The organism is Pseudoalteromonas sp. P1-8, from assembly GCF_001399985.1.
GTDB lineage: Bacteria > Pseudomonadota > Gammaproteobacteria > Enterobacterales > Alteromonadaceae > Pseudoalteromonas.
The window spans coordinates 21,237-47,255 of sequence record NZ_LJSO01000018.1 but is presented as its reverse complement, the minus strand read 5'-3'; the positions used below and the strand labels follow the sequence as shown (position 1 = coordinate 47,255).

Here is a 26,019-nt window from a genome sequence, read left to right as displayed (position 1 = left end):
GCTTTACGACTCTTGAAGTGAAAGTACCTAACTTTTCTAAAAGATTCTATTGAATTTGAGCGAACTCTTCTTTTGAAAGTTCGCCATTACCATCGCTATCTAGCTCTGGAAATAACTTTTCAAGCTGCATATTTGCAGACGCTTCTTCTTTGCTGATCACACCATCACCGTCGGTATCGAATGTTGAAAAGCTTACGCCTTGTGCAAAGGCTGCTGATGATGTTGCTAGTGCTAAAATTGCGATTGTTGTGCTTAACTGTTTCATAATAACTACCTTGAATTTGAAAAGAGTGAAATCCGTTTCTGAGATCCCTGTTTAGTGGAAATTGGTATAACTACGTATTAATTCAGTTATTCGGCTTCTGAGAACTCTGCTTCAGTAAGAACGCCGTCGCCATTCACGTCTAATGTTTTAAACTGCGACATAATTTTTGCGTCAACGGCTGCTTCACTTTTGCTAACCACGCCGTTACCGTCTACGTCTAGAGTGTCAAAATCAGTTGCTGCAAAAGCTGCTGAAGAAGATGCAAGTGCGATTAAAGCTAATGTTTTGTTTACTGTTTTCATAATCATATTCCTTCAATTTTAAGAGTGTTAGCTGATCACACTTCCAGTGTTGTCCTTTGTCATGGATTCCCTTATCCATTTAGGCTGTCTTTGGCAGCTCAGAACTAATCAGCTAAATAAACTGGTTTTGCTTAATCACATTAAGCTTTTGAAAATTCTTGTTTCGATAACTCACCGTTACCGTCAGTGTCTAATTCACTGAATTTGCTCATTAGCTCTGCATCTACCGATGCTTCGCTATGGCTGATAACACCATTGCCATCAACATCTAGAGTATCGAAATCACTCATCGCAAATGCTGCTGATGAAGATACTAGTGCCATAAGTGCTAGTGTTTTATTTACTGTGTTCATAATGTCATTCCTTCAAAATGTGTTGTCTTGAGTTAGAAGTCCTTTTCAGTGTGTCCTTACAATGAAATTAAGCTTTTGAGTACTCTTGTTTAGACAGCTCACCGTTGCCGTCTGTATCAAGCTCTTTAAATTGGCTCATTAACGTTTCGCTTACTGATGCTTCGCTTTTGCTGATAGCGCCATCGCCATTAACATCCAGTGTGTCAAAGTCAGCGGCAAACGCTGCTGATGAAGTTGCAAGAGCTACAAGTGCTAAAGTTTTGTGTAACGTTTTCATAATCACTATTCCTTCAATGTTGTCTCAACTGTGATAAAGGATATGTTCCTGAATCAGTTTTTCTCTGTGTTCGCTAAGACTATTTCAACTTCGATGCCAAAGTTAAAAAGAACAATAAAATCAGTGCATTAAATTATAATATCGAGAATTAGGGGGAAATAACGCTATTTGTTTGTTGCTGTTTTGCAACAAGCTCGGTGGTTGGTTTTTTGTCACCTTTAAAATCAATAAGTTACAAAGATTAAAATGGAGACAATAGCGATTAACTCGGATTAGAAAACAGAAAAATTAGAAATTTGAAAATAAACTCTATCTGAACAACAAAACTTGAAGAAAAAAATCGAAATTAATTTAATTAATAACACATTGATTTAATTGGTTATTTAAATTTATTTATAAATTAATTTTAATATTTATAGGGCTAAATCGGGGAAAATAGCCATTTTGTTGCAAAATGGCGAATTGGTATTAGATATCCAACACAGAAAGGTCAATTAAGTGCTCTTTCATAAACGCTTTCATTTCATCTTCACTCGTATCAAGCTGTACACCGAACATAAAACCGCCTGCTCTTTTACGCACGCTACATACTGTGCCATTAAACTCACGTTTACTAAGTGTGATTTGGCAGCTTTGCCCTTTAAAAGCGCTTAAGTCCTCCTTGCTATTAAGATCAAACTGCACGCCTGTGAGTGAAATATCTTTAATAAGCCCTGCCAGTTTTTGCTCTGCAATGACTAAGTTTGCAGGGAATAACGTAGGAATACGTGCTTCACTACGTAAGCTATAAAGCTGCACTTGCTTAGGAAACTCGAGAAAAATTAAACGGTGAGGATGCGATGCCAAGGCGCTTATTTGCTGACGAAAAGCAATTACTTGCCCACCACCCGCTTCAAGTACCGCGCGTATAACGACCATCACCCCATCTTTGATGAAATCACTACCATTTGCTAAACGCTTTGCTGATGGGTAATTGATAATGATGTACTGATCATTCATCAAACCAATAAATTCTGTTTTTACGCGTTTACTGTCGGTTGGTGTGGTAATTTCAACATCCACTAAACTACCCGCAGGGATACAGGTTAGCTTTTCTAGATTACGTTGTTTTTGAGTTTTTGGCACAGTAATGCCTCCACTTCTAGATAATCACCTTACTTTGATTAGCCTCGCCAGAAGGTTGGCGTAAATAACACTAATAGGGTGAATATTTCTAAACGACCAAATACCATTGCAATAGTAAGTAGCCATTTTGCCGTATCAGAAATCGCTCCGTAATGAGCAGCGACTTCACCTAAACCTGGGCCTAAGTTATTTAAGCAAGCAGCTGTTGCTGAGAATGCACTGATGTTATCCATGCCGGTGCCCATCAGCGCCAACATAATAATGACAAACACCAAAGCATACGCAGAGAAAAAGCCCCAAACAGCTTCTACAACTTTATCTGGGAGTGCTTTTCGGCCTAATTTAATTGAATAAATAGCCCTTGGATGCACAAGACGATTGAGCTCACGAATACCTTGTAAGTAAAGTAAGAACACCCGCACGACCTTCATACCACCACCGGTAGAGCCGGCACAGCCGCCAATAAAACTTGAGAAAATAAGTAAAATAGGTAAGAACAGCGGCCATGCTGAGAAGTTGTCTGTCGCAAAGCCCGCGGTAGTACTCATTGATACCGCTTGGAACATAGCTTGATCGAGAGTCTCATCACCATCAGCATAAATATTATTTGAAGACAGTACAGTAAAACAGACAATGACCAATGCTAATTGAATCAATAAGAACACTTTAAATTCAGGGTCGCGTAAATAAACACGAATATTGCGTGAAGCTACCGCCGCATAATGCAGCGAGAAGTTAATGGCTGCGATCAGCAAAAACACTACGCAAATAAAGTTAATTAATGGGCTATCAAACTGCCCCATTGATGCATCGTAGGTAGAGAAGCCGCCTATCGCAATCGTAGAGAACGCATGACAGATTGCATCAAACCAATCCATTCCTGCAGCCCAATAAGCAAGCGTACAGGCTATCGTCAGCGATACATAGATATACCAAAGATGCTTTGCGGTATCGGCAATACGCGGTGTCATTTTTGAGTCTTTAACCGGACCTGGTGTTTCTGCACGGTATAGCTGCATACCACCGACCCCTAGCATAGGCAGTACCGCGACTGCTAGTACGATGATCCCCATACCACCTAACCATTGCAATTGCTGGCGATAAAAAAGGACTGATTTAGGTAGGTATTCTATACCCGTAAGTACGGTAGCCCCTGTCGTTGTCAGCCCTGAAAAGGCCTCAAATACAGAGTCAGCTAAGGAAAGATTTGGCTCTTGTAAAAACACTAAAGGAACCGCAGCGAAGGTACCTAGTACCAACCAGAACAAGACTACAATCAAGAAGCCTTCACGGGCTTTAAGATCACCATGCTCATGACGGTTTGGATAATAAGCTGCTAAACCAATCACAACACTAAAGATGAAAGCGAGAATGAATGGCACACCACCACCGTCTTTGTAGATCAGAGACACCAGTGCCGGTGGCACCATAGTGATACTAAATAACGCCACCAGCTGGCCGAGAATTTTTATTATGGTACGAAATTGCATCTAGGCGTATCGCTTTCTTATTAAATGTTTAGCTAATACAGTTTATTGTCTTACAGCCTTAATTGTAAGTAAACGGAATGTATTATTTTTACATTTCAAACTTTTCTGACTTTTAGGCTAACTTCGCCATGAGTCAATTCATGTATATCATCAATCGCTTGCTCTGCCTGACGGCTATCGATTTCAATTTGCCATGTGATGTTCTCTGCAAATTGTTTTTCGATATTAAGCACCTGATACTGATTTTTTAATAACTGCTCGATTGCACCTTGAACGCTGTAATCACTTTGGCCTATCAGCTCAACACTAGGCACTTTGGTAATTGTTTTAAGCTCGCGCATGGCATTATTTAAACTACCGCCGTAAGCGCGAACAAGTCCACCAGTACCAAGCTTGATGCCCCCGAAATAACGGGTAACCACCGCTGTAATTTCACCAATACCAGAGCCTGTTAATACATTAAGCATTGGCTTACCTGCTGTGCCATTGGGCTCACCATCATCAGAAAAGCCATACACATGACTACCACCGGGGTTACCCGCAACATGTGCCCAGCAATTATGACGAGCATCGCTGTATTTATCTTGAATTTCTTTGATAAAGGCTTTTGCTGACGCAAGATCTGGGGTGTGGGCAATATGCACAATAAAGGTGCTTTTTTTGATTTCTTCTTGGTAAAAAACCGGCTCAGCCGGATATTGGTATTCAGACATAATTGCTTATCTAAAAAAATGGGGCCTATTGGCCCCGATATTCACTAACCTTTATCGTTAATCTAAGTGTAGATCACGGGTCATGTTTTCTAGGCTATCTTCATGAACGATAATATTATCTTCAATACGGATACCGCCAAATGGCTTAAACTCTTCAACTTTTTCCCAGTTAATAAACTGTTTGTTGTCAGTTTGCGCAAGGTCACCTAATAACGAGTCGATAAAGTATAAACCAGGTTCAATAGTAAATACTTGGTTCTTTTCGATTAAGCGAGTGCAACGTAGGAACGGATGACCTTCAGGTGGTGCTTGGTGCGCACCTGTATCATCAGCCATGAAGCCACCCATATCGTGAACTTGTAAACCAAGGTGATGACCAAGACCATGCGGGAAGAACGTCGACGTAATACCACGCTCAACAATTTCAGCGGCTGGTAACTTCACAATATTAAAGTCGCTTAGTACTTGCGCTACACGCTGGTGACAATCTAAATGCAATTCACCGTATAACAAGCCAGGTTTTAATGCTTTACCTAAAGCGATTTGATGCTCAGTCATTACTTTAATTAAATCGCTAAACTCACCTGACTTTTTAAAATCATAAGTACGTGTGATATCAGCAGCATAACCATTAAAGTTTGCACCTGCGTCAATAAGGAAAGAGTGATGCGTTTGCGGCGCTTTAGGTTCAAAATGCGTGTAATGTAAAATTGCACAGTTCTCATTTAGTGCAACGATATTGCCGTAAGGCATCTCGTTTTCACTCTGGCGGGTAGCCATAAGGTAAGCTTGCTGAATATCAAACTCTGAACCACCAGCAAAAAACGTATCACGTGCTGCTTTGTGGCCATCTACCGCGATACGGTTAGCTTGGCGTAAACACTCAAGCTCATACTGCGTTTTATAAGCACGATGAAAATGAAGGTAGTTCATAACTGGCTCTGGGTTCATAATACTAAAGCCCAGCGCTTGCGCTACTTCTAGGTATTCACCGATATAGGCATATTTAGCTTTATCATAAGGAAGCAGTTTTTCTACCTGATCTGGCTGTACTAATAATTCAATATCAAAATACTCAGCCCAAAAATCACGTGGTTCGTCAGGTACTTTATGCCAAAAGTCGACAGGACGATAAAAAATCAGTTTCGGCTTAGATGCACCATCAACCACAATCCAACAATGTGGGTTGTCGATCACTGGTAACCAAGCTTTAAATTGCGGATTCACCTTAAACGGATAATACATGTCATCTAAAAACTGACGTTTAGCCTGACCTGAGTGAATTACTAACCCTTCTAAACCTTCACGCTCTGTAATTGTTCGAGTGCGTTGTTGCAAGGTTGCAATATGTTCGGCATATAACACCGCTAATTTATCCATAGTAAACCCATCTTTAGTAAATTTAACTTGTTAGCAGTCTATCATAGCTAGCACCATCCCCCAACTGAGGGAGGATAGTGTGACAAATCGAGTTTAACCACCCATCGACATATCAAGAATTGGCGCTAGAACATTGCCATCGCGTCCTAATCGAGTATGGTATACCTGTCTGTAAGCAAATACATTCTTAACGTAGTTTCGTGTTTCTGTATAAGGAATTAACTCAATCCACAGTTCAGCTGGCATAGCTTGCTCTGGGATCCAACGTTTAATACGATGATAACCCGCATTATAAGAAGCCGTTGCAAGGATTTCGTTGCCGTGGTTTTTCTTTTTCAAATACTGCAAATACTCACTACCAAGACGAATATTAGTACGAGGCTGGTATAACTGCTTTCGTGATACAGAGCTTTTATTCATATACTTAGCAGTGCTTGGTAACAACTGCATCAAACCATGGGCATTGGCATGAGAACGTGCATCGGGCGCAAAAGAACTTTCACGGCGTGAAATTGCAATGCTCCAAGCAACATCAATATGGCTGCGACTGCTATATGTTGCAAATACATCTTTGAACGCAAATGGGAAACGTAAGTCGACATAGTCCCACTCTTTTAACTGCGCCAAAGTGTAGATAGTACTGTCGTACCAATCAAGTTCAGCAGCAAGCAAAGACGCGGCGAGCTTTTCTTCTTTGGTTGATGTACCCGTTAAATAATTCCACTCACGACGCGCAGATGTAAAGCGCTCAAGCTCATATAAAGCACGAGCTCGCTTAAAGCCTGGAGCATTCGCCACTTCAAGCTTTAGCTTATTACTAATATTTATCTCTTTATTATTTAAGCTAACCGGAATACCTAAGCGTGCAGATGCTAAAAAGCCGTAATAATCACGCTCTTTAGCTACTGTTTGCCAGATTTCACGAGCACGCTCGACTTCACCACGTTGGTTTAAGCTATATGCTAACCAATATTGTTGACCTAGGCTCAGGTTTTCTTTGCCTGTAAAAAATGCCACAATGCCAGACCAATCTTGTCTCTCTAACATATTGCCAAGTTGCCATTGCATTAACTTTCTAGTTTGACGGTCTTTAGGCACTTTATTTAACCAAAAGCGCGCTTGTTGGTGGCCACTTGAAGCAAGCGACAAGGCAAAGCTGTAGTAAACATCCGCTTTTTGCTCGTCTGTATAATCGAACATGGTTTCGAGCTTTTCCCAGGCACGCAGTGCAAGGTCTTTATCTCGCCATACTAGGCGCTTAACTCCATAAATCGCAATCTGCCCTTCTTTAGCTGATTTTTTCTTGTAGCGATAAAGGCCCGCTGAAGCACTCGGATCTTTGCGTACCTTTAGATATAAATCAGCTAAATATTGGTCAGCACGAGGCAGTAGTGTTTTTAAGTATGGGATTAAACTTGATGAGCCCCCTTCGGCAGCCAAGCTAATGCGCTGCCAAACCCGCTCTTCGGTCTGGTAACCTTTTTTCTTCCAAAGAGAGAACAACTTATCGCACTCTTTTGGTTGTGATTTTCCTACCACCCATAAATCAGTAACTTGATTCATGATGGCTTTTTCAGGCGCACCTAAGTCCAATTGAAAACTTAAATAAGGACAGGTCAATTCGTTATTGCTTGTTTCGCGATAGTTACGAATATAAGCCGCTTTTTTGTTGTACTTTTTTAAGTAATTTAGCCATGCCTTACGTACAGGCCACTCTAGTGGCGTGTTTTGGTAAACATTGAGGTAGTTTTCGATTTCTGTCTGGTGTTTTAAGCTCGGATTACGTTGCCAATAAGCCTTTTCGACATAAGGCTTCAAAGGGTGATCAAGCCCACTTGCTGCCTCTTTCATGTCTTGATAATCACCGTAACGCGCCTTTTTTTCTGCTTTTAAAAAAGCGTCATGTTTATCGTTGGCTTCAGCTGCAAAAAAAGGAAAAAGTAATGCGGCAGCTGTCCAACCAAGGAGTTGTTTTTTCATGATGACCTTTAACAAAAATTAAAGAATTAATAACAAAAAACTTCTCCTACACCTTAGCACCAAACCAGCTATATTTTAACCAATCGCGATAAAGCGCAGTAAATTTTTCGTTGCATTTTCATTTTAAAGCAAGCACACTGATTGAAATGCAAACTCATCGTACCAGTCTTAGTTAATAAACTAGGGAGAATAATAATGTTATATAAAAGCGATTCATTTGAAGTTGCTTTCATCAAGGACAACATCGCCGAGTTTAAGTTCTGTGCAGACGGCTCAGTAAATAAACTTTCGCAGCAAACCTTGCAAGATTGCGCTTTAGCATTAAAAGAATTGGCAACAAACTCAGATATCAAAGGCATGGTGTTCACCAGCGATAAAGATCATTTCATTATCGGTGCCGACATTTTCGAATTTTTACCTACCTTCACTAAACCTCAAGAAGAACTTGTTGCATGGATCAAAAATGCAACTGACGTTTTTGATGCAATTGAAGATTTACCTTTCCCAACGCTAAGTGCTGTAAACGGCATGGCGCTTGGCGGTGGATGTGAGTGGGCACTTGCTACCGATTACCGCGTTGCTAGCTCTAACGCTAAAATTGGCCTACCTGAAGTTAAACTAGGCATCATGCCTGGTTTTGGTGGTACAGTTCGCCTTCCGCGCCTTGTTGGCGCTGATAATGCGATGACATGGATCACTACAGGAAAAGAAAACCGCGCTGCTGATGCCCTAAAAGTAGGTGCTTTTGACGCGGTAGTTAGTGCTGACAAACTTTTAGAGTCAAGTATTGCAACGCTTGAGCAAGCAATTGCTGGCAAGCTAGATTGGCAAGCAAAACGACAAGTAAAATTACAGCCACTGAAAATGAACCGTGTTGAGCAAGGTATGAGCTTTGCGATGGCTGAAGGCATGGTAATGGGTCAGACAAAAGGTCACTACCCAGCACCTGTTATGGCTGTAAAAACAATCAAAGCTGCAGCAAACTGTGAACGCGCTGAAGCAATGGCGATTGAAAACGCTAACTTTGCTAAATTAGCAGCAACAAGCGAAGCTGCTGCACAAACAGGTATTTTCTTAGCTGACCAATACATTAAAGGTAAAGCGAAGAAGCAAGCTAAACACAGTGAACTTGAGATCAAACAAGCAGCTGTATTAGGCGCAGGTATTATGGGCGGCGGTATTGCATATCAGTCTGCTTATAAAGGCACACCTATTATCATGAAAGACATCAACCAAGATGCACTTGATTTAGGAATGGGCGAAGCATCTAAGCTACTTGGCAAAAAAGTACAACGTGGCCATATGGCGATGGATAAGATGGTTGCTACCTTAGGCAAGATCAAGCCAACGCTAAACGATTCAGACTTACAAAGCGCAGACATCGTTGTTGAAGCCGTAGTTGAAAACCCTAAAGTGAAGCAAGCCGTTCTTGCGGGCCTTGAAAAAGACTTACCAGCGGGCACTATCCTAACTTCAAATACCTCAACAATTCGTATTGACGAGTTAGCATCGGCACTTGAAAAACCAGAAAACTTCTGTGGTATGCACTTCTTTAACCCAGTGCCAAAAATGCCATTAGTAGAAATCATTCGTGGTGAAAAAACATCAGAAGCGACAATTAATGCGGTTGTTGATTACGCATTAAAACTTGGTAAATCACCAATCGTTGTAAACGACTGCCCTGGTTTCTTTGTAAACCGCGTACTATTCCCTTACTTTGCAGGTTTCAGCAAACTTGTTGTTGAAGGTGCTGACTTCACTAAAGTTGATAAAGTGATGGAAAATGTATTTGGTTGGCCAATGGGTCCTGCATATCTTCTTGATGTTGTAGGTATCGATACGGCTTACCACTGTACTGGTGTAATGGCTGACGGTTTCCCTGAGCGTATGGCTCGCCAAGATAAAGACCCAGTTACTGTATTTGCAAACGAAAAACGCTTTGGTCAGAAAAATGGTGCAGGTTTCTACCAGTACGCACCAGACCGTCGTGGTCGCCTGAAAAAAGCAAAAGATGCAACAGCAACTCAGTTACTAAGTGCTATCACTGATGCACCTAAAGATTTCGACAAACAAGAAATCATTGACCGTTGTATGATCCCGATGATCAACGAAGTACTACTTTGTTTACAAGAAGGTATCGTAGCGTCTCCACAAGAAGCTGACATGGCGCTAATTTACGGCATTGGTTTCCCTCCATTTAGAGGCGGTGCATTCCGTTACTTAGATCAAACTGGTTTAGCGAACTTTGTTGCGACAGCAGACAAGTACGCTCATTTAGGTGCGATTTACCAAGTATCAGATGAAACTCGCAAGTGGGCCGAAGAAGGCCGTGTATTCTATAAGGTGGAAGGATAAGAAACATGAATAATCCAGTAATCGTAGATTGTATCCGCACACCAATGGGTCGTTCAAAGAACGGCGTATTCAAAAACAAGCGTGCGGAAGATTTAAGTGCTCACTTAATGAAAGGTTTGTTAGACCGTAACCCAGCCGTTGATCCAGCATCAATTGATGATATTTACTGGGGCTGTGTACAACAAACTTTAGAGCAAGGTTTTAACATTGCTCGTAATGCATCACTACTAGCCGGTATCCCTCACTCAGTACCAGCTGTTACAGTTAACCGTTTATGTGGTTCATCAATGCAAGCATTACACGATGCAGCACGCGCTATTATGACTGGCGCTGGTGATACCTACATCATTGGTGGTGTTGAACACATGGGTCACGTACCTATGACTCACGGTAATGATTTTCACCCAGGTTTATCAACGTCTGTAGCACAAGCTGCTGGCGTAATGGGTTTAACTGCAGAATACCTTGCTACGCTGCACGGCATTAGCCGCGAGCAACAAGACGAATTTGCTTACCGTTCACACCAACGTGCACACGCAGCAACTGTTGAAGGTCGTTTCCGTCGTGAAATCCTGCCAATGGAAGGTCACGATGCAGATGGTTCTTTAATCTTAGTTGAAGACGATGAAGTAATCCGCCCAGAGACAACTGTTGAAGGCTTATCGCAACTACGCCCTGTATTCAACCCTGCATCAGGTAGCGTAACGGCAGGTACTTCTTCTGCACTTTCTGACGGCGCGTCAGCAATGCTTGTAATGAGCGAAGAGAAAGCAAAAGAACTTGGTTTACCAATTCGTGCGCGTATTAAATCAATGGCTGTTGCAGGTTGCGATCCATCAATCATGGGTTACGGCCCTGTTCCTGCATCGCAAAAAGCACTTCAACAAGCAGGTATCACTATTGACGATATCGATGTTGCAGAGCTTAACGAAGCGTTCGCAGCACAATCTCTACCAGTGTTAAAAGACCTAGGTCTGATGGATGTGGTAGATGAAAAAGTTAACCTAAATGGTGGTGCAATTGCACTTGGTCACCCACTTGGTTGTTCTGGTTCACGTATTAGCACAACGCTTGTTCACCTAATGGAAGACAAGAACGCTAAATACGGCCTAGCAACTATGTGTATTGGTTTAGGCCAAGGTATTGCAACTGTATTTGAGCGCGTAGAATAACGAGCTCACACCAAACATCTTGGTGATAAAAAGGCGTACTGAATTGCTCAGTGCGCCTTTTTTATTTGCTTTGCTTTCGGTTATTGAAACTGGCAGCAATAGAAAGTTAAAATAGCCGCTTATTAATCGTCTCTTTCACCTAAAAGGTCAGCCATGAGTTTTGATAATCCCGATCACCAATTAGATGCACTTGGCCTACGTTGTCCAGAACCTGTTATGATGGTGCGTGGCGCAGTACGTAAAATGAAAGATGGCGAAACATTACTTATCATCGCCGATGACCCATCAACCACCCGCGATATCCCTAGCTTTTGTACATTTATGGATCACACTCTTGTGGCTAAAGATGTAAAAGAAGCACCGTATAGATACTTAGTGAAGAAAGGGTTATAACAACGAGTTTCGAGTTTCGAGTCGAGTTTCGAGTTTCGAGTTTCGAGTTTCGAGTTTCGAGTTTCGAGTTAATCAATTAAAATTAAAAGTGAGCATTTATCAATATTAAACGCTCACTCGATCGACTTAAAACTGACAGCTTAAAGCTATTTCTTCGTTACTGTCACTTTTGGTTGATTACTATTGCGGTAATCAAAGCTCACTACATACACACCTTTTGCAGCGGGTTTAAAGCTGAAATAATTGTAGATGGTATTACAGTCTGCATTGGCGGCTTGGCCTAGCACTAATGATTGCCCTGCTGGGTCCATTTCACTGTAACCACAGTTATAGCCTTCGCTAAAATCTGCATCCGCTACTTTGAATTCATAAACCTTACCTGGTGTTGAAAACTTAACGTCGGTTTGGAATATGCCTGGTGCAACTTGCTCTAATTGATACTGCGGCTCGGCATCCCACAAGGTAAAATCACCACGTAAGTACATAGTACGGCCAAGCTCTTTACTTGGCAGAATATCGTCAATGCTTGGCATTTGCATTTGGCTAGAACAGGCTGTTAATAAGCCCGCTAATGCTAAAGTAATTACACGTTTCATTACTGTTCCTTTTGCTACAAAAAAGCCAGCACTGAGCTGGCTTTTATTAATTGGCTACTGCTTACTTCTGAAGTACAGAAATATCAGCAATATCTAAAAACAGACGGCTTAGTTGGCTTAATAATGCTAAACGGTTTTGTTTAACCGCTTCGTCATCGGCCATTACCATGACGTTATCGAAGAAGTTATCAACACTCTCACGGATACCCGCAAGTTGTGACAATGCTTCTTGGTAATCGCCATTTGCATATAAAGGTGCAAGCTCAGTTGCAAACTTAGCAACGTGTGACGCTAATACTTTTTCTGCGTCATCGCTTAATAGGCTCTCATTCACATCACCTTGTGTTGTGATGTCATTCTTAGCCAAGATATTGCTTACACGTTTATTTGCTGCTGCAAGCGCTTCTGCAGCGTCTAATGTACGGAAGTGACTTACCGCTTTAACACGGCGGTCGAAATCAACTGGTTTAGTTGGGCGACGTGCTAGTACGGCTTGAATGACATCAACTTCGATACCTTCATCTTGATACCATGCGCGGAAACGACCTAACATAAACTCAAACACATCTGTTGATACGTTTAGGTTCGTTAGCTTTTCACCGAATAGCGTTTGTGACTTAGCAACAAGGTCTAAGATATCTAGCGGTAATGATTTTTCAACCATGATGCGTAATGCACCGATAGCTGCACGGCGTAGTGCAAATGGGTCTTTGTCGCCTTTTGGCGCTTGACCAATACCAAAAATACCCACCAGCGTATCAAACTTATCAGCAATTGCTACCGCACAGCTGATCACATTTGTTGGTAAGTTATCACCCGCGAAGCGTGGCATATATTGTTCATTTTGCGCGAGTGCAACTTCTTCTGCTTCACCGTCGTGACGAGCGTAATGCATGCCCATTACACCTTGTACGTCGGTAAACTCCATAACCATTTCGGTCATTAAGTCTGTTTTACTTAATAAACCTGCTCGCTTAGCCAGCTCTGCATCAGCACCTAATTGCTCAGCAATATAACCGGCAAGTTCACTAATACGTTCAGATTTATCTTTCAGCGTACCAAGTTGCTTTTGGAATAAAACGGTATCTAGCGATTCTAAGCGACTCTCTAGCGTTTTCTTCTTATCTGTTTCGTAGAAGAACTGCGCATCCGCTAAACGAGGGCGAACAACTTTTTCGTTACCAGCAATTACCACGCTTGGATCTTTACTTTCGATATTAGAAACAAATAGGAACTTGTTTAGTAAGTTGCCATCTTGGTCTAATAACGGGAAGTACTTTTGGTCGTCCTTCATGGTATAGATAAGCGCTTCTGAAGGTACATCTAAAAATGCTTCTTCGAATGTTGCTGTCAGCGTTACTGGCCATTCAACCAAGGATGTTACTTCTTCAAGTAAGTCTTCATCCATCGCTACTTTTGCATTTACAGCGCTAGCTGCTGCTTCAATTTGTTCGCGAATTTGTGCTTTACGCGCTTCGAAGTCAGCGACAACGTAAGCAGATTTAAGAACATCAAACACATCATCAGCGTGGTTGATTGTTACTTTTTCTGGATGATGGAAACGGTGACCTTGTAATTGGTTGCCAACTTGCTTACCAAGGATTTCACCTTCAATTAGCGTGCTACCAAATAAGATAGTCGCTGTGTGCACAGGGCGAATAAATTGTGTTTTATTTGCACCCCAACGCATTGGTTTAGGGATAGGTAATTTAGCAAGTGCTTTGTTTACAGCATCACTCATAAGTGATGTAGTTGCTTGACCTTCAACCTGTGCCTTATGTAATAACCAAGCGCCTTTATCTGTCTCAAGTGTTTGTGCATCGCTTACATCGATACCACAACCACGAGCCCAACCCATTGCTGCTTTAGTTGGGTTACCATTGGCATCAAAAGCAGCTGCAACTGCAGGGCCGCGCTTTTCTACAACCTTGTCACTTTGCTTAGCCTCAAGTGCAGTAACACGCAAACCTAAACGACGTGGTGATGCGTACCAGTTAACGCCTTGGTGATTTAATTCTAAGCTTGCAAGCTCTGTTGCTAAGTTCTCAGCAAACGACTCAGCAAGTTTACGAAGTGCTTTCGGTGGCAACTCTTCAGTGCCAATTTCTACTAATAAATTTTCTGCTGACATGCTAATTCTTAATCCTTACAAAGCGGGAAACCAAGAGCTTCACGGGCATCATAGTAACTTTGCGCACATGCTTTAGATAAAGCACGAACACGTAAGATATAACGTTGACGTTCTGTTACAGAGATAGCGTGACGAGCGTCTAATAAGTTAAACGCGTGTGATGCTTTCATCACTTGCTCATAAGCTGGTAATGGTAAGCCTGCTTCAATTAGCTTTTCGCTTTCTTTTTCACAGTGATCGAACTGTGCAAATAAGAACTCAACATCCGCTTGTTCGAAGTTATAAGCTGACTGCTCTACTTCATTTTGATGGAATACATCACCGTATGTCACACGACCCATAGGACCGTCTGCCCATACTAGGTCATAGATACTATCTACGCCCTGAATATACATTGCTAAACGCTCAAGACCATAAGTGATTTCACCGGTTACAGGTGAGCACTCTAAGCCACCTACTTGTTGGAAGTAAGTAAACTGAGTTACTTCCATGCCGTTTAACCAGATCTCCCAACCTAGACCCCATGCACCTAATGTAGGCGACTCCCAGTTGTCTTCTACGAAGCGAACTTCATCAGTTAGTGTATCGATACCAACGGCAGCTAAAGAGCCTAAATAGAGCTCCTGGATGTTTTCTGGTGATGGCTTTAATACTACTTGGAATTGGTAGTAATGCTGTAAACGGTTCGGGTTTTCACCATAACGACCATCAGTTGGACGGCGGCATGGTTGAACATACGCGCTCGACATTGGCTCTGGGCCAATTGACTTTAAGAAAGTTAACGGATGAAATGTCCCTGCTCCCACTTCCATATCGAGTGGTTGAGCAATCACACAGCCTTGCTGTGCCCAATAGTCCTGTAAAGCCAGGATCAAACCTTGAAAGGTTTTAACGTCATATTTTTGCATATTTGGCTTATAGTATCTGGTGCGTTTAGTCTGAAAATTGCTCTCAGTATACCTTGTGTGCAGTAAGGTTTTAAGCAGTTTGTGCTTTTTCAGCAATAAAAAAAGGAGCCTGTAGGCTCCTTTTTAATTCTTAATTTAGCGTTATACGTCTAGGTTAACTACACGTAGCGCATTCGTTTCGATGAAGTCACGACGCGGCTCAACTTGGTCACCCATTAGAGTCGCGAACAATTGGTCTGCAGCTACGGCATCTTCAATTGTTACTTTCAACATACGACGAGCATCTGGGTCCATAGTGGTTTCCCAAAGCTGATCAGGGTTCATCTCACCGAGTCCTTTATAACGTTGGATATAAAGACCACGCTTCGACTCATTGATTAACCACTCTAATGCATCCACAAAGTTATCAACAGCTAGAGTTTTCTCACCGCGTTGAACATATGCCCCTTCTTCAAGTAAGTTAGCAATGTTTACGCCTGTCGCTGCAATGCGTTTGTAGTCACGCGATGTGATGAAGTCATGGTTAAGTACATGTGCTTTATCCACACCATGCTGACGAATATTCACAACAGGATAATACATGTTGCGCTCAGTATCGTGCTCAGTACCCGCATGGAAGATAGTTGCATCTTCATCACGTGCAATTAAGTCGTCAACAAGGGTGTTAGTCCACTCTTTAACTTTTGCTTCATCTGCTAAATCAGCTTCGGTAATTTCACTTTGATAAATTAAACGTTCCATAACCGAATTTGGATATTTACGTTTTAAGCGCTCAATCACTTTAACTGTATTTTGATAGTCGTGAACAATTCTTTCTAGTTCTTCACCTTCAAGTGCAGATGCACCTTCGCTTGTATAAAGTGCAGCATTGTTTAATGCTAATGATGTTAAGTAATCAACAAGCGCTGGGTCATCTTTAATGTAGCGTTCTTGCTTACCTTTTTTCACTTTATAAAGTGGTGGCTGCGCAATATAGATAAAGCCTTTTTCTACAATCTCTGGCATTTGACGGTAGAAGAAAGTCAGTAGCAAGGTACGAATGTGAGAACCATCCACGTCCGCATCGGTCATGATAATGATACGATGATAGCGTAGCTTTTCTGGGTCATATTCATCACGACCAATACCACAACCTAATGCAGTAATTAGAGTTGCGACCTCTTGAGAAGAAAGCATCTTATCAAAGCGTGCTTTTTCAACGTTAAGAATCTTACCTTTAAGTGGCAAAATTGCTTGGTTTTTACGGTTACGACCCTGCTTAGCTGAACCACCTGCAGAGTCACCCTCCACTATGTATAGTTCAGAAAGTGCTGGATCTTTTTCTTGGCAGTCTGCCAATTTACCTGGTAAGCCAGCTAAATCCATTGCACCTTTACGGCGTGTCATTTCACGTGCTTTACGTGCTGCTTCACGAGCTCGTGCTGCATCAATAATTTTGCCAACAACTGTTTTAGCATCAACTGGGTTTTCTAATAAGAACTCTGTTAATTTTTCTGCCATTGCCTGTTCTACAGCAGACTTAACTTCACTTGATACTAGTTTGTCTTTAGTTTGTGATGAGAACTTAGGATCAGGAACTTTAACACTTACAACCGCAGTTAAGCCTTCACGAGCATCATCACCCGTTGCATTGCTTGTTGTTTTAGCTTTTTTATTAAAGCCTTCTTTTTCCATGTAGTTATTTAGCGTACGTGTTAGTGCTGCTCTAAAGCCAGCTAAGTGCGTACCACCATCACGTTGTGGAATGTTGTTTGTGAAACAGTAAATGCTTTCTTGGAAGCCATCGTTCCATTGCATTGAAACTTCTACACTAATACCGTCTTCTTCACGCTCATGGGTAAAGTGGAAAACACTTTTATGTACAGGTGTTTTGTTACGGTTTAGATATTCTACGAATGCTTGGATACCACCGTCATATTTGAAGTGGTCATTCTTAGATTCTTCGCGCTCATCAGTAAGAATGATACTTACACCAGAGTTTAAGAACGAAAGCTCACGTAAACGCTTTGCTAAAATATCGTAGTGGAAGTTAAGGTCAGTGAATGTTTCACCACTTGGCCAGAAACGTAATTCAGTACCTGTGTCTGTTGCGTCACCAATTATAGCTAATGGCGCATCTGGTACACCCATAGTATATGTTTGTTGGTGAATTTTGCCTTCACGACGAATGGTCAGTTGCAGCTTTTCAGATAGTGCATTTACTACCGAAACACCTACACCGTGTAAGCCACCAGATACTTTATAAGAGTTATCATCAAACTTACCACCAGCGTGAAGTACCGTCATGATAACTTCAGCCGCAGAAACACCTTCTTCTTCGTGAATAGATGTAGGAATACCACGACCGTTATCTCTTACAGAGACTGAACCGTCTAAGTGAATCGTTACAAAAATATCATCACAATGACCAGCTAAGGCTTCATCGATAGAGTTATCAACAACCTCAAACACCATATGGTGAAGGCCTGTACCGTCATCGGTGTCCCCTATATACATTCCTGGACGCTTTCTTACTGCGTCTAATCCTTTAAGTACTTTAATACTCGACGAATCGTAATTCTCAGACATGGTTAATCCCACTTATCTTGTTATTAGGTTGCCATGTTTCACGTGGAACATTTTTAGTTCTCGTTGCATGGGTTCCACCACAGCAGAAATACTTTCAGATAAAATTGATGAGATAAAAAGTTGCGAATCGCAATGAGTCAAAAGTTGACCCACTTTTTCTTTTGTATCTTCACCTAGTTCTGAAGGTAAGTCATCTATTAGCAATATAGATTGCTTATCTGTTTCTGACTCAATTAAGCTATTTTGCGTTACTTTTAACGCATAAAGCAAGAGCTTCAATTGACCGCGAGAAAAGGTATTTTCTACACTGTTACCAGAAACGCTAAAACTAAAATCAGCTTTATGCGGACCTTTACTTGTGAAACCTTGTTTGGCATCACGTTCAAAGCTTTGCTCAAGCGCCTCTGAGAGCGTTTCACTCTCTTTCCAGCCCGCATGAAAGTTAATTTCTAAATCGCTTACAAGCGTTAATTCTGCACACATTTTATCAAAAAACTGCTGCTTAAACCTACTTATATACGCGATTCTTAGATTATTTATTTGTTCAGCTAGTCTAACAAATTCTTTATCCCAAAACTTGATCTGTTCGAAATAATCTCTAGGTTTACTTTTTAATAAAGCATTACGTTGTTTCAGTACTTTATTAAAAGACTGCCACAAGTAAAAAAAGTCATGTTCCACGTGGAACAATCCTAAATCGAGAAATTTTCTACGTTCTTTTGGACCGCCAAAAAACAATGAATAGCTTTCTGGAGTAATAACTTGCACCGGCACTAGCTGAGCTAACTCAGAGATTTTACGGCTCGTTTTTCCCTGAATCTTTAAAGACGTTTCACCCGCTTGGTTTTTGCTTATACCAATCGGAATAGACAAATCATGCAGCGCTTTGCGACCATGAATCACAAACTTGTCTTGTTGATGCTGAATGATATTTTTATGTTTGGCGGTACGAAATGATTTACCGTGAGAAAGGAAATATATAGCCTCAAGGAGACTGGTTTTTCCGCTGCCATTTTCGCCATAGATAATGTTTATGCCATTAACCGGCTCAAGTGTCAGCGCCTCAATATTTCGAAAATTATTGAGGCTTAAATGACTTAAACTCATATGAGCTTATAGGCGCATCGGCATAACAACGTACATAGCTTCTTCGTCACCTGCACCTTCAATTAGCGCACTGCTATTAGAGTCTGCAAGTGTAAAGGTTACATCTTCTGTTTTTAATGTATTAAGTACATCAAGTACATAAGAAACGTTAAAGCCAATTTCAAGTTCGCCGCCTTGGTACATTACTTCAACCACCTCTTCAGCTTGTTCTTGCTCAGGGTTGTTTGCAGTAATTTTTAATAAACCTTCAGACAGGTTCAAACGTACACCACGGAACTTTTCATTCGATAAAATAGACACACGTTGGAAAGCACTGCGCAACCATTCACGGTTAGCAGTAATCACTTTATCACCACCACGTGGCAATACACGACGATAGTCAGGGAAACGACCATCCACCAGCTTACTGGTAAACGTAAACTCAGTATCAATAATACGAATATGGTTAGCACCAAATTGAATGGTTACTAGCTCATCATCAGCCACCATTAGGCGCATAATTTCTTGTACACCTTTACGTGGAATAATTAACTGACGTTGTGTATTTAAAGACTGTGGTAATTGCTTTTGTGCAATCGCCAAACGGTGACCATCTGTAGCCACTGTTTTAATATCTGCGTTATCAACTTCAAATGACATACCGTTTAAGTAATAACGTACGTCTTGATTCGCCATAGAAAAGTGCGTGCTTTCTAAAAGTTTACGCAATTCTAAACGCGTTAGTTGAAATTCAACTTCACCATCCCACTGCTCAAGATTCGGAAAATCTTCAGCGGCCAGCGTAGTTAAAGAAAAACGGCTTTTACCACTTGTTAATAGTAACTGATGATCTTGGCTACTTAACGTTAGGTCTGAGCCATCAGGTAAACTTTTACAAATATCGAGTAACTTTTTAGCTGGTAAAGTGAGTTGCGTATCTGTGGTATCTTCACCGACAAACACACTCGCCACTAACTCAATTTCAAGATCAGTACCCGTCATCGAAAGTTGCCCGTTTTCAACAACTAACAGTACGTTCGATAAAATCGGTAAGGTGTGCTTACGCTCAATCGCACCAGACACTTGAACTAAAGGTTTTAAAAATTGCTCTCTTGATATTGTTATTTGCATAATAAAGTCGGCCTTAAGATGACAAGGTTCTTATTAAGTTTTGATAATCTTCTTTCACTTCGTGGCTTTCGTCACGTAGTGATTTAACTTTACGACAAGCGTGTAATACAGTTGTGTGATCACGACCACCAAAGGCGTCACCAATCTCAGGTAAACTGTGATTTGTAAGTTCTTTTGATAATGCCATGGCCACTTGACGTGGTCTTGCTACTGAACGGCTACGACGTTTAGAGAGTAAATCTGACACACGAATACGGTAATACTCAGCAACAGTGCGTTGAATATTATCTATCGTTACCAGTTTATCTTGCAGCGCAAGTAAGTCACGTAGCGCTTCTTTTACAAAGTCGATTGAAATCGGACGACCAGTAAAGTTTGCATTAGCAATAACGCGGTTTAACGCCCCTTCTAATTCACGCACATTTGAACGCAACTTTTTAGCGATAAAAAAGGCAACTTCGTGAGGTAAATTGATTTTACTTTGCTGCGCTTTTTTCATCAAAATAGCAACGCGCGTTTCAAGTTCTGGTGGCTCAATAGCAATTGTTAAGCCCCAACCAAAACGTGATTTAAGGCGATCTTCAACCCCTTCTATCTCTTTAGGATAGCGGTCTGAAGTTAAGATAATCTGTTGATTTCCTTCAAGTAAAGCATTGAAGGTATGAAAGAACTCTTCTTGTGAGCGTTCTTTATTAGCGAAAAATTGAATGTCATCGATCATCAATGCATCAACACTTCGGTAATAACGTTTAAATTCTTCTATGGCATTATTTTGTAGCGCTTTAACCATGTCTTGCACAAATCGCTCAGAGTGCATATAAACAATTTTCGCGTCTGGCTTATTAGCCATAATACCGTTACCAACAGCGTGTAATAAATGAGTTTTACCTAAGCCAGTACCACCGTATATAAATACAGGGTTAAATGCTGAACCTGGGTTATCTGCAACTTGAGTCGCTGCAGCTTTTGCTAATTGGTTTGATTTACCCTCAACAAAGCTATCAAAGGTGTAATTTTCTTTAATGTTTGATTTATAGCCTGATTTTGGTGCAGGTTCGACCGCTGCTTTTTCAGGTTTTGGCTGTTGTTTTTCGGCAGTTTGTTGTGGAACAGATGCGCTTGCTTCTGTTGCAGCCGGTGCAGATGCCACTTGGGCATTTAAAATAGGTTTACTACCAACATCAAAACGTAATTCAGGTGCTTCATCACCACAAATTTCAACGAGTAGTTCATTAATACGGTTTAAATACTTTTCTCTCACCCAATCCAAAACAAAACGGTTAGGTGCATATATAGTCAACGTATCTTCGGTACTTTCTGCTTGAAGTGGTCTTACCCACATACTGAATTGCTGTGAAGGCAATTCATCTTGCAATACATATAAACAACTTTGCCAAACCGACAGATACACAGTTAAACTCCCAGAGATTTAATTTTTATTCCCGTTCATCTTTAATGATGGAAAATCAAACATTTATTGCTAATCTTTGACCAACTTTCTTGGCCCAGACCGACTATTATGAAGGTACTTTATCCACAAGTACAAGATTGATTTTTATGAAAAATATGATCTCAGCAACATAAAAGAATAAAACACTGATTTTTAAGAAAATTATTTTTTAAGCTCGAACAGTGATCATAACAAATTTACAGCCAGATCGCGATCAAATTCTACGATCGAATTGGCTTTTCCCAAGCTTTTATTCACTTTTTATACAGAGGCTGTGGAAAACTTCTTATTTATGATGATCCTATATGATCAGCTAAAAGGATCCTTTATAATTACGGCCTCTGCAGCGTTTTAATGATTGACTTTTGTTGTCTTCATCTATAATATCTCGCGCTCGCAATGGCACCTGTGCCAGGATCGCGACCTGCATAGGATGTTTTAACCTTAACCGATCGGATGGAATTGTTATGAAAAGAACTTTTCAACCTAGCGTTTTAAAACGCAAACGTACACACGGTTTCCGTGCTCGTATGGCAACAGCAAATGGCCGTAAAGTATTAGCTCGTCGTCGTGCTAAAGGCCGTAAAGTTCTTTCTGCTTAATATATAAGTGGAAGACTTTAGCTTCAGCAGGGAGTTACGTCTGTTAACTCCCTCGCATTACTCTCGAATCTTTAATGAACCAGCACGCGCTGCGACTCCTTTCTTTACCCTATTAGCTAAACGCAATGACCAAACTAATCCTCGATTAGGTCTTACGGTCGCAAAAAAACGCGTTAAAAAAGCCTGTCAACGTAATCGAATTAAACGACTTGCTCGCGAAAGTTTCCGTTTAAATCAACATAAACTCGATAACATTGATATTGTGCTTATGGTTAAAAGTGGTATTGATGAACAGTCCAACGAAGAGCTAACAAAGCAACTAAATAAATTGTGGCGAAAAATTAACGAACGCTGCAAGCCTGGTGCACCTAAACCACCACCATTTAAAAAACGCCCGAATAAATCAGCTAAATCTAATAAACAAGCCTGATAGCAATAGAATTACAGGCTTAATTAAGGTATCTTTAGCTCACCTTTTAATCATGCATTTAAAATTCTACGATGGGAATTTAAATTCATGGTATCCATTGACTAAATTAACGCAGGGGCAGACACATCATGAGGTTACTTAAACCACTTGTTGCTATTCCAAAGCGCTGTTTAGTCATGCTAATACGCGGCTATCAAAAATGGATAAGCCCATTATTAGGCCCGCATTGTCGTTTTAATCCAACCTGCTCTAGTTACGCTATTCAAGCAATTAATTTGCATGGAAGTGTAAAAGGCAGTTGGTTAGCTGTTAAACGCATATTAAAATGCCACCCTTTACATGCTGGTGGGGATGATCCCGTACCGGCAAAAAATCATATTAACCACCAACACGAGAAATAAGAGCTGTTATGGAATCGCAACGCACGTTTTTATTAATCGGCTTGATGCTTGTGTCGTTTTTATTATTTCAAGAATGGAATAACGACTACAACGCACCAAAGGCTGATCCAAGTGCCACAACACAAACACTAGGCGCAACAACACCAGAATCTGATGACTTTATTCCAGCATCATCTGACGGTGAAGTTCCAGCTGTAACTACAGCAAAGCGCTCAGTTATTGATGTAACAACTGACGTATTCACTGTTAAAATTGACACCCGTGGTGGTGACATCATTGAAACAGACTTACTTCAGTACGAAGAAGAAAAAGGCAGTAACACACCTTACATGCTATTAGGTGAGTTCGATGGTAAGCAATACTTCTCGCAAAGTGGCTTAATTGGTTTAAATGGTCCTGACGCAACTGTTGCTGGTCGCCCTGTTTATAAAACCACACAAAAAGCATTCACTTTAACGGGTGATGAGCTACGTGTACCACTTGAGTTTACTGACAGTAAAGGTGTGACGTTTACTAAAACTTATATCTTCAAAAAAGGCGACTACGCTGTAGATTTAGAGTACACAGTAAACAACGTAACAGCTGATCCAATTCAAGTTCAGTTATACACGCAAGTAAAACGCACAGTACAAGAAAAAGGTAGCTTAGTAGATCAAAACTACTTAGGTGGCGCTTATGGCTCAGATGAAGAGAAGTATGAAAAATACAGCTTCTCAGACATGGCTGATAAAAACCTTAATATCACCACATCTGGCGGCTACATTGCATTTATTCAACACTACTTTGTAAGTGCGTGGGTACCTAAGCAAGATCAACAAAATACTCTTTACAGCAAACTTGTATCAGGTAATGCAGCAATTATTGGTGTTAAAGGTGAAGCAGTTAATGTACAAGCTGGTTCGCAAGCAACGCTTGGCTCAACCTACTATATGGGCCCGAAAGAGTCTGACGTACTAGAAGCAATTCACCCAGACTTAGACCTAACTGTAGATTACGGTTGGTTATTCTTTATCTCACAACCATTATTCGTATTACTTAAGTGGTTATACGGTATCTTAGGTAACTGGGGTCTAGCTATCATTGCAATCACGGTTATCGTTAAAACGGCAATGTACCCACTTACTAAAGCACAATACACGTCAATGGCGAAGATGCGTGCACTTCAGCCTAAAATGGCTGCCCTAAAAGAGAAGTATGGTGATGACCGTCAAAAATTCGGTCAAGCTATGATGGAAATGTACCGCAAAGAAAAAGTGAACCCTATGGGTGGCTGTTTCCCACTGTTACTACAAATGCCAATCTTCTTAGCGTTATTCTACGTATTCTTAGAGTCAACTGAGCTACGTCATGCTGAATTCGTTTTATGGTTAAATGACTTATCAGCAATGGACCCATACTACGTATTACCGGTTTTATTTGGTTTAAGTATGTTCATCACTCAAAAGCTGCAACCTATGACGGTTACTGACCCTATGCAGCAAAAAATGATGACCTTTATGCCAGTAGTATTCTCTATTTTCTTCTTATGGTTCCCATCTGGCCTAGTACTTTACTGGTTAGTATCGAACCTTATCTCAATCGCACAGATGCTAATCATCTACCGCGGTATGGAGAAAAAAGGTATTAAGGTAAGAGGCTAAACTCTTAACCCAATAAAAAAGGCGCTAACTGCGCCTTTTTTATTGCCTGAAAATAGCTAACCGAGAATAGGAGAATAAACTTGATTAGGCACACTGCGTTCAGTAAAGCTCAAACTCGTTGTTAGTAACGAAGCAACTACCAAACCGATTGCAACCACCCCAGATAAACCAAGCCACTTTCCAGTCGTTGTTTTACGCTTAACCCTAAGCCAACTCATATAGATGCCAGCAGCGCTTACAAAGCTCATTAATGCACCAAATACACCCCAAATAAGCTTAGTACCAATTCCTGCAAAGTTACCAAAGTGCAGCGGATCAGCGGTGTCTTTAATTCGTGGAAGCAGGTTTAGTTCTTCCCCTTTTTGTACACCAAGAACTTCACCGGAACTTGGATTTAAATAAACCCGGTTAGCACGCAGGCGCAATAAAATATCATCGTTATAACCACGTACTTCAATAGGCTGAGCCGCTTTATTAGGATAACGAATATAGCGTATATCTAGGCTAGGAAACGCCTGTTGAGCGGCTTCATAAGCAGCAGCTAAACTAATTGGCGATAGACCTTTACGAGGGCTTTGTTTTTTAAACTCACTTACAGCAGGTGGACTAGAGACATAGTGAGGTACCTTCGCAGTTTGCAGCCCATGTTCTACCAGATACCAAACCCCTGTGATGGCCATCACAGCAATAAACCATAAACTCCAAAGCCCTAACAGCTTATGCCAATCAGACCAACTACTTCGTTTACCAAGGCTTAGCGCAGCAGGCTTTTTCATAAAGCCTTGCCACCAGCGCCGATACACATAAAAACTCGAAACCAATAAAATAACGAGTAAAATACTCAAACTGGTGACGATTAATTTACCCGTCCAGCCCATCGACAAGTTCATATGCCAGTTACGTAAAAACCGCGATATCCGCGCCCACTCTCCTTCACCGAGTAAGCGACCCGTTGCAGCATCTAAATAAACAAAGCGAAATGAATCACCGACTTTAAGAGCCGCTTCAATGGCAAGGTAATCTTGCTTATGACGTTGGATATAAAGTAGCTGAGCTTGCGGATAATGCTTATTAAGGGTGTTTTCGAGAGCTGGGTAGTTAGTAGAGGCAGAAGAAGTTAAAGCACGGTACTTAGCGTCTGTTAAGTACTCGAGTTCATGACTTAACGTAGCGAGTGTTCCCGATACGCAGGTAACAAAAAGCAGGACTCCAACAAAGAGTCCTGCCCAAGAATGTAAATTAAACCAACTTTTAGCGTTCACACGCCACCA

General features: G+C 41.1%; 24 protein-coding genes. 7 read left to right on the top strand and 17 right to left on the bottom strand.

Going from position 1 to position 26,019, the window contains the following annotated elements:
• Positions 1–46: 46 nt before the first annotated feature.
• From AN213_RS18560 to AN213_RS18520, 9 genes are all read right to left on the bottom strand, one after another.
• The gene (locus AN213_RS18560) at positions 47–265 is read right to left on the bottom strand and encodes an EF-hand domain-containing protein (RefSeq protein ID WP_054563774.1); all 219 of its coding nucleotides are present in this window, start codon (positions 263–265) and stop codon (positions 47–49) included.
• A gap of 86 nt (positions 266–351) precedes the next feature.
• Positions 352–567, bottom strand: coding sequence for a calmodulin (locus tag AN213_RS18555; protein ID WP_055022185.1), 216 nt, complete (start codon positions 565–567; stop codon positions 352–354).
• A gap of 140 nt (positions 568–707) precedes the next feature.
• Positions 708–920 carry a calmodulin gene (locus AN213_RS18550; protein WP_055199318.1) on the bottom strand — a complete coding sequence of 71 codons (213 nt, stop codon included), beginning with the start codon at positions 918–920 and terminating at the stop codon, positions 708–710.
• A gap of 67 nt (positions 921–987) precedes the next feature.
• Entirely contained in the window at positions 988–1,197 is a 210-nt protein-coding gene (locus AN213_RS18545) for a calmodulin (protein WP_054563772.1), read from the bottom strand.
• Positions 1,198–1,665: 468 nt separating this feature from the next.
• Complete coding sequence (locus AN213_RS18540; protein WP_055022186.1) at positions 1,666–2,322, bottom strand: flagellar brake protein; 657 nt, start codon at positions 2,320–2,322, stop codon at positions 1,666–1,668.
• Between the two features lie 38 nt (positions 2,323–2,360).
• A complete protein-coding gene (locus AN213_RS18535) occupies positions 2,361–3,812 on the bottom strand; it encodes a TrkH family potassium uptake protein (protein WP_055199317.1) in 1,452 nt (483 codons plus the stop codon).
• 95 nt (positions 3,813–3,907) lie between these two features.
• The gene (locus tag AN213_RS18530) at positions 3,908–4,525 is read right to left on the bottom strand and encodes a YigZ family protein (protein WP_055199316.1); all 618 of its coding nucleotides are present in this window, start codon (positions 4,523–4,525) and stop codon (positions 3,908–3,910) included.
• 57 nt (positions 4,526–4,582) lie between these two features.
• A complete protein-coding gene (gene pepQ, locus AN213_RS18525; protein WP_054563768.1) occupies positions 4,583–5,905 on the bottom strand; it encodes a Xaa-Pro dipeptidase in 1,323 nt (440 codons plus the stop codon).
• A gap of 93 nt (positions 5,906–5,998) precedes the next feature.
• A complete protein-coding gene (locus AN213_RS18520) occupies positions 5,999–7,885 on the bottom strand; it encodes a transglycosylase SLT domain-containing protein (RefSeq protein ID WP_054563767.1) in 1,887 nt (628 codons plus the stop codon).
• Between the two features lie 195 nt (positions 7,886–8,080).
• Here AN213_RS18520 and fadB point away from each other — a divergent pair, with 195 nt between their 5' ends.
• The 3 genes from fadB to tusA all read left to right on the top strand — a co-directional run bounded on the left by fadB (position 8,081) and on the right by tusA (position 11,805).
• Positions 8,081–10,240: a fatty acid oxidation complex subunit alpha FadB gene (gene fadB, locus AN213_RS18515; RefSeq protein WP_055199315.1), complete on the top strand. Its 2,160-nt coding sequence runs from the start codon at positions 8,081–8,083 to the stop codon at positions 10,238–10,240.
• Positions 10,241–10,245: 5 nt separating this feature from the next.
• Entirely contained in the window at positions 10,246–11,412 is a 1,167-nt protein-coding gene (gene fadA, locus AN213_RS18510) for an acetyl-CoA C-acyltransferase FadA (protein WP_054563765.1), read from the top strand.
• 153 nt (positions 11,413–11,565) lie between these two features.
• Positions 11,566–11,805: a sulfurtransferase TusA gene (tusA, locus tag AN213_RS18505; RefSeq protein WP_055199314.1), complete on the top strand. Its 240-nt coding sequence runs from the start codon at positions 11,566–11,568 to the stop codon at positions 11,803–11,805.
• 146 nt (positions 11,806–11,951) lie between these two features.
• Here the strand turns inward: tusA and AN213_RS18500 are convergent, their stop codons facing one another.
• The 7 genes from AN213_RS18500 to dnaA form a co-directional block, all read right to left on the bottom strand.
• Positions 11,952–12,401: a hypothetical protein gene (locus tag AN213_RS18500; RefSeq protein WP_055199313.1), complete on the bottom strand. Its 450-nt coding sequence runs from the start codon at positions 12,399–12,401 to the stop codon at positions 11,952–11,954.
• 61 nt (positions 12,402–12,462) lie between these two features.
• A complete protein-coding gene (gene glyS / locus AN213_RS18495; RefSeq protein WP_055199312.1) occupies positions 12,463–14,532 on the bottom strand; it encodes a glycine--tRNA ligase subunit beta in 2,070 nt (689 codons plus the stop codon).
• Positions 14,533–14,540: 8 nt separating this feature from the next.
• A complete protein-coding gene (gene glyQ, locus AN213_RS18490; protein WP_054554789.1) occupies positions 14,541–15,440 on the bottom strand; it encodes a glycine--tRNA ligase subunit alpha in 900 nt (299 codons plus the stop codon).
• 141 nt (positions 15,441–15,581) lie between these two features.
• Positions 15,582–18,008, bottom strand: a complete 2,427-nt coding sequence (gyrB, locus tag AN213_RS18485) for a DNA topoisomerase (ATP-hydrolyzing) subunit B (protein WP_054563762.1) — start codon at positions 18,006–18,008, stop codon at positions 15,582–15,584.
• Between the two features lie 12 nt (positions 18,009–18,020).
• Positions 18,021–19,115, bottom strand: coding sequence for a DNA replication/repair protein RecF (gene recF / locus AN213_RS18480; RefSeq protein ID WP_054563761.1), 1,095 nt, complete (start codon positions 19,113–19,115; stop codon positions 18,021–18,023).
• Between the two features lie 6 nt (positions 19,116–19,121).
• Positions 19,122–20,225, bottom strand: coding sequence for a DNA polymerase III subunit beta (gene dnaN, locus AN213_RS18475; RefSeq protein WP_054563760.1), 1,104 nt, complete (start codon positions 20,223–20,225; stop codon positions 19,122–19,124).
• Positions 20,226–20,238: 13 nt separating this feature from the next.
• Complete coding sequence (gene dnaA / locus AN213_RS18470) at positions 20,239–21,636, bottom strand: chromosomal replication initiator protein DnaA (protein WP_055022065.1); 1,398 nt, start codon at positions 21,634–21,636, stop codon at positions 20,239–20,241.
• 506 nt (positions 21,637–22,142) lie between these two features.
• On the opposite strand from dnaA, the gene rpmH reads away from it, so the two are divergent.
• The 4 genes from rpmH to yidC all read left to right on the top strand — a co-directional run bounded on the left by rpmH (position 22,143) and on the right by yidC (position 24,748).
• Positions 22,143–22,277: a 50S ribosomal protein L34 gene (gene rpmH / locus AN213_RS18465; protein WP_008488847.1), complete on the top strand. Its 135-nt coding sequence runs from the start codon at positions 22,143–22,145 to the stop codon at positions 22,275–22,277.
• Between the two features lie 7 nt (positions 22,278–22,284).
• Positions 22,285–22,707 carry a ribonuclease P protein component gene (gene rnpA, locus AN213_RS18460; RefSeq protein ID WP_058583673.1) on the top strand — a complete coding sequence of 141 codons (423 nt, stop codon included), beginning with the start codon at positions 22,285–22,287 and terminating at the stop codon, positions 22,705–22,707.
• Positions 22,708–22,835: 128 nt separating this feature from the next.
• On the top strand, positions 22,836–23,108 hold the full coding sequence (gene yidD, locus AN213_RS18455) for a membrane protein insertion efficiency factor YidD (RefSeq protein ID WP_054563758.1): 273 nt from the start codon (positions 22,836–22,838) through the stop codon (positions 23,106–23,108).
• 8 nt (positions 23,109–23,116) lie between these two features.
• Entirely contained in the window at positions 23,117–24,748 is a 1,632-nt protein-coding gene (gene yidC, locus AN213_RS18450; protein ID WP_054563757.1) for a membrane protein insertase YidC, read from the top strand.
• 56 nt (positions 24,749–24,804) lie between these two features.
• Here the strand turns inward: yidC and AN213_RS18445 are convergent, their stop codons facing one another.
• Positions 24,805–26,010, bottom strand: a complete 1,206-nt coding sequence (locus AN213_RS18445) for a PepSY domain-containing protein (protein WP_055199311.1) — start codon at positions 26,008–26,010, stop codon at positions 24,805–24,807.
• Between the last annotated feature and the right edge of the window lie 9 nt (positions 26,011–26,019).

Bases quoted from the DNA above. Each gene is read 5' to 3' on its own strand.
- dnaN (WP_054563760.1), bottom strand. From the start codon at position 20,225: ATGCAAATAACAATATCAAGAGAGCAATTTTTAAAACCTTTAGTTCAA.
- AN213_RS18555 (WP_055022185.1), bottom strand. From the start codon at position 567: ATGAAAACAGTAAACAAAACATTAGCTTTAATCGCACTTGCATCTTCT.
- rpmH (WP_008488847.1), top strand. From the start codon at position 22,143: ATGAAAAGAACTTTTCAACCTAGCGTTTTAAAACGCAAACGTACACAC.
- fadA (WP_054563765.1), top strand. From the start codon at position 10,246: ATGAATAATCCAGTAATCGTAGATTGTATCCGCACACCAATGGGTCGT.
- yidC (WP_054563757.1), top strand. From the start codon at position 23,117: ATGGAATCGCAACGCACGTTTTTATTAATCGGCTTGATGCTTGTGTCG.
- AN213_RS18550 (WP_055199318.1), bottom strand. From the start codon at position 920: ATGAACACAGTAAATAAAACACTAGCACTTATGGCACTAGTATCTTCA.
- glyQ (WP_054554789.1), bottom strand. From the start codon at position 15,440: ATGCAAAAATATGACGTTAAAACCTTTCAAGGTTTGATCCTGGCTTTA.
- AN213_RS18560 (WP_054563774.1), bottom strand. From the start codon at position 265: ATGAAACAGTTAAGCACAACAATCGCAATTTTAGCACTAGCAACATCA.
- glyS (WP_055199312.1), bottom strand. From the start codon at position 14,532: ATGTCAGCAGAAAATTTATTAGTAGAAATTGGCACTGAAGAGTTGCCA.
- gyrB (WP_054563762.1), bottom strand. From the start codon at position 18,008: ATGTCTGAGAATTACGATTCGTCGAGTATTAAAGTACTTAAAGGATTA.
- recF (WP_054563761.1), bottom strand. From the start codon at position 19,115: ATGAGTTTAAGTCATTTAAGCCTCAATAATTTTCGAAATATTGAGGCG.
- AN213_RS18530 (WP_055199316.1), bottom strand. From the start codon at position 4,525: ATGTCTGAATACCAATATCCGGCTGAGCCGGTTTTTTACCAAGAAGAA.
- pepQ (WP_054563768.1), bottom strand. From the start codon at position 5,905: ATGGATAAATTAGCGGTGTTATATGCCGAACATATTGCAACCTTGCAA.
- AN213_RS18535 (WP_055199317.1), bottom strand. From the start codon at position 3,812: ATGCAATTTCGTACCATAATAAAAATTCTCGGCCAGCTGGTGGCGTTA.
- AN213_RS18545 (WP_054563772.1), bottom strand. From the start codon at position 1,197: ATGAAAACGTTACACAAAACTTTAGCACTTGTAGCTCTTGCAACTTCA.
- tusA (WP_055199314.1), top strand. From the start codon at position 11,566: ATGAGTTTTGATAATCCCGATCACCAATTAGATGCACTTGGCCTACGT.
- yidD (WP_054563758.1), top strand. From the start codon at position 22,836: ATGAGGTTACTTAAACCACTTGTTGCTATTCCAAAGCGCTGTTTAGTC.
- AN213_RS18500 (WP_055199313.1), bottom strand. From the start codon at position 12,401: ATGAAACGTGTAATTACTTTAGCATTAGCGGGCTTATTAACAGCCTGT.
- AN213_RS18520 (WP_054563767.1), bottom strand. From the start codon at position 7,885: ATGAAAAAACAACTCCTTGGTTGGACAGCTGCCGCATTACTTTTTCCT.
- fadB (WP_055199315.1), top strand. From the start codon at position 8,081: ATGTTATATAAAAGCGATTCATTTGAAGTTGCTTTCATCAAGGACAAC.